General features: G+C 48.8%; 3 protein-coding genes. 1 reads left to right on the top strand and 2 read right to left on the bottom strand.

Annotation, left to right across the window (positions count from 1 at the left end; genetic code table 11):
• On the bottom strand, positions 1-2,007 hold a 2,007-nt coding region (locus F6K52_RS28370; protein WP_293086496.1), incomplete at its 3' end, for a type I polyketide synthase.
• Positions 2,008-2,228: 221 nt separating this feature from the next.
• On the opposite strand from F6K52_RS28370, the gene F6K52_RS28365 reads away from it, so the two are divergent.
• The gene (locus F6K52_RS28365) at positions 2,229-2,357 is read left to right on the top strand and encodes a hypothetical protein (protein ID WP_293086492.1); all 129 of its coding nucleotides are present in this window, start codon (positions 2,229-2,231) and stop codon (positions 2,355-2,357) included.
• On the opposite strand, the gene F6K52_RS28360 is transcribed toward F6K52_RS28365, so the two are convergent.
• Positions 2,337-7,711 (bottom strand): SDR family NAD(P)-dependent oxidoreductase (locus F6K52_RS28360; RefSeq protein WP_293086487.1); only part of this gene is annotated, 5,375 nt, incomplete at its 5' end. The genes F6K52_RS28365 and F6K52_RS28360 overlap by 21 nt on opposite strands.

Genomic DNA, 7,711 nt, shown 5'->3' with positions numbered 1-7,711 from the left:
TACCCCTGCTACACAAGCAGCTACATATTCCCCAACACTGTGACCAATAACACCATCTGGCTGAATGCCCCAGGAACGCCATAACTCATACAGGGCATATTCTAAAGCAAACAGTGCGGGTTGGGTGTAAGCAGTTTGGTCTAAAGGAGAGGTCTCACCTTCTGCTGGATACAGTACAGATAACAGGGGTTGCTCCAAATAGGGACGCAGAATAGCATCGCAGCGGTCAAGGGCTTGGCGGAAAGTAGGTTGAGTTTCGTAAAGTTCCCGTGCCATCCCCACAGACTGAGAGCCTTGACCAGTGAACATAAAGGCTATTTTGGGGCGCTGCTTGTCTTCGAGGTCTCCAGTAAATACCCCAGCGGTCTCAACACCCGTCCGGAAGGCTGCTAATTGTTCAGACAGTTCTTGCCCAGACTGAGCCACCACAGCTAGGCGCTGGGTAAAGGTATTTCTACCAGTGTTAGCCGTGAAGCAGATGTCCGCCAGATTTGCCTGAGAATGGACTTTTAGGTAATCTTCAAAGCGGCTGGCTAGGGCAAGTAAAGCGTCCTCACTTTTAGCGGAAAGGGTCAGCAAGTGCTGTGGTCGTTCCACCTCAAGCTGTAATGGTTCAGCAACTGGGGCTTCCTCCACTACGATATGAGCGTTGGTGCCACTAAAACCAAAGGAACTTAGTCCAGCAATGCGGGAGCCATGGTCGCAGTGCCAAGGGGTAAGTTCAGTGGGGATCTCAATGGGAAGTTCAGCCCAAGGGATGTAAGGATTGGGGTTGTTCAGATGCAGATGGGGTGGTATCTGTTGATGTTGTAGGGATAGCACTAACTTAATCAGTCCTGCCATACCAGCCGCTGACTCCAGGTGACCCATATTGGTTTTTACTGAACCAACCATCAGTTTCTGGTCTGGGGTGCGTCCCTTACCCAGTACTGCCCCTAAGGCTCGCAATTCGATTGGATCCCCTAGGGATGTGCCTGTACCGTGGGCTTCTATATAACTGACTTCCCCAGGCTCCACTTTACCATTGGCTAGGGCGGCGCGAATTACGGCTTGCTGGGCGGGACCATTGGGAACGGTTAGACCACTACTACGGCCATCCTGGTTGACTGCTGAACCGCGAATTAAGGCTAAGATGTTATCACCGTTAGCGATCGCATCACTGAGGCGTTTGAGAACTACGACCCCGCAACCTTCGCCCCGGGCAAAGCCATTAGCAGCCTCATCAAAGGTTTTGCAACGGCCATCGGGAGCAAGCATTTTCGCCCGACATTCGTTAATCATCACTTCTGGGGAGAGGATCAGGTTGACCCCAGCAGCTAGGGCTAGGTTACATTCTTTTGAACGCAAACTCTGACAGGCCAGATGGACAGCTACCAAGGATGAAGAGCAGGCGGTGTCTATGGCTACACTAGGGCCTTGTAATCCTAGGATATAGGACAATCGACCAGATGTAACGCTAAAGGCATTACCTGTAGCAGTATGGGCATCTACCACCTGAGGTTCAGTGGCTCGCTGGAAATAATCTAAGTTCATAATTCCGACAAACACCCCAGTCTTACTGCCCATCAGCTTATCCAGGGGTTGCCCAGCATGCTCTAGTGCTTCCCAACTAACTTCTAAGAGCAGTCGTTGCTGAGGGTCCATACTTACGGCTTCCCGAGGGGAAATCCCAAAGAATTGGGGGTCAAACTGGTCTACCTGATCGATGAATCCACCCTTGCGGACATACATTTTGCCTGAGCTATTTGGCTCAGAGTCGTAGAATTGATCAATATCCCAGCGCTCTGAAGGTATATCTGTAATTGCATCTACACCATTGCTTAACAGTTCCCAGAATGATTCAGGATCATTGGCCCCCCCAGGCAATCTACAACCTAGACCAACGATAGCAATGGGTTCTGTTTTAGCACTTTCAGTTGCTTCCAGCTTGGCTTGCATTTCTTGTAGAGCCAACAGAGCACGCTTAGTAGCAGAGAGAGAGTTGGTTGATTTTGAGTTCTGAGTCATGTCTAATAAAATTCCTTTGATAGTGCTGACTTAGTTAGATAACGTCTGATTAATCAATAGACTTTGCTGCAGTTGTGAGGCAAAAGGCAATAGGCAAAAGGCAATAGGCAATAATAGGTAATAGGTAAAAAGTAAAAGGGAATAGGCAAAATATAAAAGGCAATAGGCAATAGTAAAAATAGATAATAATTGACAAAAACAGTATCGAAAAACTACTACTAATGTTGGTAGATCTAATTGAGTTTTTAGGGTTAGGGTTTCGGGTTTCGGGGTTAGGGTTTCGGTATCTATTCCCGATTCCCGATTCCCGATTCCCGATTCCCGATTCCTTAGACGCTAATACTTTCTAGTTTCATGAGTAGTAAGGCTTCAGCATCTTCTTCTGAAAGCTGTTCTACGTCTACTGAGGTTAGGGTTTGTGTAGGATGATCATCCTTCTGTGTAGTCTCAGCAGAGTCTGTTTCCTCCTCCTGCTCCTGTTCGGTAAACATTTGACTGACCAGATACCCGGCAAGAGCGTCGATAGTAGGATAGTCAAAGATCAAGGTTGAAGATAGCGATCGCCCTAAAGAGGTTTGTAGACGATTCCTCAACTCCACAGAGGTAAGAGAGTCCATGCCAATGTCAAAGAAACCTTGATGGGGATCTAGGGTATGGGAAGAACTCCAACCTAAAACTTTGCTAACTTGGTCTCGAATGTGACTAAGTAAACGTTCGTGGCGCTGATGGGGTGGAACTTGTTGTAATGCCTGTATAAACTCAAAGGCTTGGGTTGATGTTTCCTCTGCTACAACCTGTGTTGTTGCTTCAAGGGTTAACTCAGTTAGTAGCGGTGGGATGTTATCAGCACTAAATTGCTGTAGGAACTCAGACCACTCAATCGGCATCACCCCAATTTGGGCAGAGGGATTGTGGAAAATTTGTTCCAATACCTGTAACCCTTGCTTAGGTGCAATAGTACCCAGACCTCGCATACTTGACATCTTGCTCAAGTTGCGCTTAGCTACTGCCCCTAAATCAGACCATGCCCCCCAGTTAATGCTCAACCCTGGCAGCCCCTGAGTTTGGCGATAATTAGCTAGAGTATCCAAAAAGGTATTAGCTGCTGCATGGTTTCCTTGACCTGGTGAGCCGATCAGGGAAGCGATTGAGGAGAACAGAATGAAGAAGTCCAACGGTATGTGCTGGGTCAGCACGTGTAAATTCCAGGCTCCTTGGACTTTAGGGGCTAATACCTTAGCAAAGTCCTGCCAATTTTGTTGTTCGAGTCGGCCAACCTCAAGAACACCTGCGGCATGAATCACCCCTTTCAGTGGTGGCATACAGACTTCAATCTCACCTAGCACCTTCTTAACTTGCTCAGTTTGAGAGGCATCCGCTTGAGCTACCAGGATCTTAGCCCCCATATCCTCAAGCTCTTTCAAGGTGACCTTGGCATGCTCGGAAGCACCGCTGCGTCCCACCAAGACCAGATGCCTTGCACCCTGAGCCACTAGCCACTGGGCAACGACTAAACCCAGACCTCCCAGACCACCTGTAATCCAATAGGTGCCATCGGAGTGCAATTCCACTGGGGTTGATTCCTGCTGACGGTGGCGCACTAAGCGAGGTACATACCGTTGTCCCTGACGTAAAACTAGATTGTTCTCTCCTTCGTTATCGTCTAACCACAGTTCCTCAAATAAAGCTTTGGCCTGATCATCCTGACCTAAGGGATCCAAATCCACTTGTACAAAGTCAAGTTCTGGATGTTCTAGGGTAATCACTTTACCAAGACCCCACAAGGGAGACTGAGCCACTGCTAAAGGAGTTGGTTGGGCGCTCACTTGCTTAGCCCCTTGAGTAACCAACCACAATGAAGGTAAGTTGGAGAACTCGGCTTTAACCATAGACTGCAGTAGCTGAAGTACACTGCGGCATCCCAAGACTGAGGCAGCCTCTAAGTCTGCTACTGTCATTTTTGCTGGGTCTACCGTATTCAAACTCCACAGGTGTACTACCCCACGGTAAGGGGGAGTATCACTGGTAGTTACTGCTTTGAGCAACTGCTGAAAATCCTCTGGTTGCTCTGGGTTAATCTGGTATTGACCTTCCCCGAGCTGTTGATAAGAGGTGCTGGGAAAGACCATCGTACAGGTTTCCCCACGGGAACTGAGCTGTGCTGCTAACTGTTGACCAATACCTTTGTTATCAGCAAAAATCAACCAACTACTTCCCTGCCCTGGCATGGGAGATATAAGTTCCTGTTGCTCAGTTTGCAAGTCTAATCGAGCAGTTTGAGCCAGGATAATGGATTGGTGGGATAAGCTGCCACTGTTAGCCCCTGCTTCTGGAATTGTTCCGGTCTCGGCAAATCCGATATCCTCTAACAAATCTTGCCACTGGTAGGGAGTAAGTAAGGGGTAATCTGGTCGTAACTCGGTATCTGTAAATTTCCACCAGCCTTCTGTTAAACCAAAGATTAGATCTAACCAACGCTGACGTCCGGTTCCTTCCAGCAACATCACCATTCCCTCTGGTGCCAGCAGTTGCTGAACATGGGTCATAGTGTGGCGTAGGTCACTGGTGGCGTGGATGACATTGGATGCTAAGATTAGGTCGAACTGATTGGAAGCAAATCCCTGGGCTTCGATGTCTTGTTCGATGTCCAGAATCTGATACCGAATAAAGGGGTAATCACGAAACTTCTCCTCAGCCTTGGCCATGAACAAATGGGACAAATCGGTAAATACATAGTCTGTCCGATTGGCTGGAAGTTGGGAAGCAACATAGGAGGTTGTGCCTCCGGTTCCGGCTCCAATTTCCAAAACTCGAATGGTTCGTCCCTTTGGCAACTTCTCCACAGCCATTGATACAGCTTTTTGGATCAGTAGGTTAAACACCCGATTACCTGGGGATTCCTGATACAACTTCTCTGCAGAGGTAAAGGATCCATCAGGAAACAACAGTTGGATTGGGTCACACTTTCCTTGTACAACCTCTGCTAGTTTCTCTCCACAGCGCTCCAGTAAGGTAAACTCAGCGTCATAGGCAGGGTATTGAGCCAATAGGTCTGTGGGCTTCTGCTCAAAGACTTGTAGATCAGGCACTCGGGAAACTTGCCACTGGGTGGTATTAATCTTAGTAAGTATCCCTTCTTCGGCTAGGATATCCAGCATCCGACCAAACAGACGATGGTGAGGCTCGATTATACCTAACTGTTGTGCTAAAGAAACTACGGTGATGGGCTCATTCAGCGGAAACTGCCAACCCATTTTTTGGAAAGCACTTACTACGTAAGCACCACTGAAAGCTTCTAGTTGAACTAAAATGTCTTCATAAATTTCCAATCCATGCTGATTCTGCAACTGATCGGCATGAGGCTGAATGCGATCGCTAATTTGGGAGGGGCTGGGAAAATAGTCAGCTGGTAGAGTCTGACCTAGACGAGTTTTGGGTTGCCACTCCACTTCGTAGAGCCAATTCTTGAAGTCGTCTTGGAGTGTATGGAGCAGAGCCTGACGCTTTGCCCGCTTAACATGCAATCCTTCTAGTTCTGCGATTACCTGTCCATGATTATCCAACAGCTTCAGGTCAGCAGTACGGCTTTCCTGATTCAAGCCATCCTGGGGACGCATCTGACCATAAATCCACAACTGGTTTTCAGGACGACGGTATACCCGCAAATTATCCAAACCCACTGGCAGATAGGTATCCGTATCCCCATCACCAGACAAGGTGGCAAATAGCAGCTGGAGACCAGAATCCATCAAGACCGGGTGCAGTTGATAGGCTTGGGCTTGAGATACTAACTCCTCGGGCAGCTGAATCCGGCCTAGGGCTTCCCCTTCTTGCCGCCAAAGTTGCTCAATACCTTGGAAACTGGAACCATACTCTAGTCCCCGTTGGCGGAGTTGTTGATAGTATTCCTTAACAGACAACTCTTCTGGAAACTTGGCCTTGAGGTCTTCTATAGAGATTGAGACTAGTTGTGTTTCTCCATTTGTCTGTCCATTTGTCTGTCCATATGTTTGTCCATGTGTCTTTCCAACACAGATTTTTCCTATAGCGTGCTGTGTCCAGGCGTTGGGGCCATCCTCTCCCTCAGTGGCCAAGCTCACAATCCGCCACAGCGCTTCCCCTGTTCCGTCCGGGGTTAAGATTAACTGTACCGTACGGCTAGTATCCTCTGGAATAACTAGGGCTTCTTGAATGACTACGTCCTTAAGGGTGGTGGAAGCTGAACCTAGGTTTGACCCTAGGACTTTAGCCCCTGCTGCTAGAGCCATTTCTAAGTAAGCCGCCCCAGGCAACACTACCATGCCGTAGACCTGATGACCGACTAGGAAACGCTGCACCTCAGGTGTTAACTGGGATTCAAATAGGGTTTCGGTGAGGGGTGAACGTAACCGTTGCCCTAATAAGGGGTGAACATCAGGGTTTTCCTGAGACAAGAATGCTTGTGGTCTTTGAGATGGTCTTTGAGATTTCTGCTCGACCCAATACCGTTCTTCCTGCCAAGGGTAGGAGGGTAAACTCACAACCCGACAATGGGAAGATCGGAATAGTTTATGCCACGCTACTCTAAAGCCCTGGGTGTAGAGTTTACCTAGAGAGGTGAGCATGGTTGCTCGTTCCTCCTGACTACGGCGTAGGGAGGGTACAACAACTCCTGCTTGATTGAGATGGTCGAGGATTTGAGCAATATATCCGGAAAGGACTGGGTGGGGACTAATTTCTAAGAAGATGGTATGACCAGCTTCCACTAAGGCTTCAATAGCTGGAGCAAAGCGGACAGCTTGCCTGATATTTTGCCCCCAGTAGGTAGCATCGAAAGCTGAACCTTGACTAGCGCAACCGGTAACTGTGGAGTAGACCGGAATAGTTTCTGGCTTAGGTTCTAGCCCTTCCAGTCTCTGCACCAACTCCTGCTGAAATGGTGCCATTTGGGAACTATGGAAGGCATAATTCACTGGCAGCAATTTGTAGAACACATCCGGTTGCCGCTGGGCAAGGAATTCAAGGAATAATTCCATTGCTCTAGACTCTCCAGACACCACCGTTGAGGTGGGACTGTTAATTGCTGCGATGCCTAGGTTAGGGTTTTCCGATCCAAAAATGCGATCGCATTCAGACAACAGGTGTTCTGTATCAGCTACGGAGAGTTCCAATGCTGCCATCTTGCCATTGCCTGTGGCTTGCTGCATCAAGCGACCGCGATCGCAAATTAACCTCACAGCATCCGTTAAGCTGAGAGTACCAGCAATGTGAGCTGCTGCCACTTCACCTAAACTGTGACCCACTACTGCTTTTGGCTCTATGCCCCAAGAACGCCACAGCCGAGCCAGGGCAATTTGTAGGGCAAAAATAGCAGGCTGAGCAATTTCCGTTTCCCCAAGGCGGGATTGAGACTCGTCCGCTGTTAACTCCGCTAACAATGACCAGTTAGCCTGGGAGCGAATTAGGGCATCACACTCCTCTATCGCCCCTCGGAATACTGGTTCTGATTGCAGTAGTTCCCGTCCCATCCCCCACCACTGAGGCCCCTGACCAGAGCAAACAAAAACTACCTTCGGGCGGCGGTTGCCCCGTTTACTACCACTAGCTAGGTCAAGATCTGAGGCGTCTTGGAGTAAATCTTGCAGGCGCTCCTTCGCGTCTTCAGGGGAATTAACGACTAGGGCTAAGCGGTGTTTATGGTGAGTGCGCCGGACACTAGCGGTGA

The organism is Moorena sp. SIO3H5 (assembly GCF_010692395.1).
GTDB lineage: Bacteria > Cyanobacteriota > Cyanobacteriia > Cyanobacteriales > Coleofasciculaceae > Moorena.
Note: the sequence above shows the minus strand (reverse complement) of the source record. Positions and strands in the feature narration are given on the sequence as shown.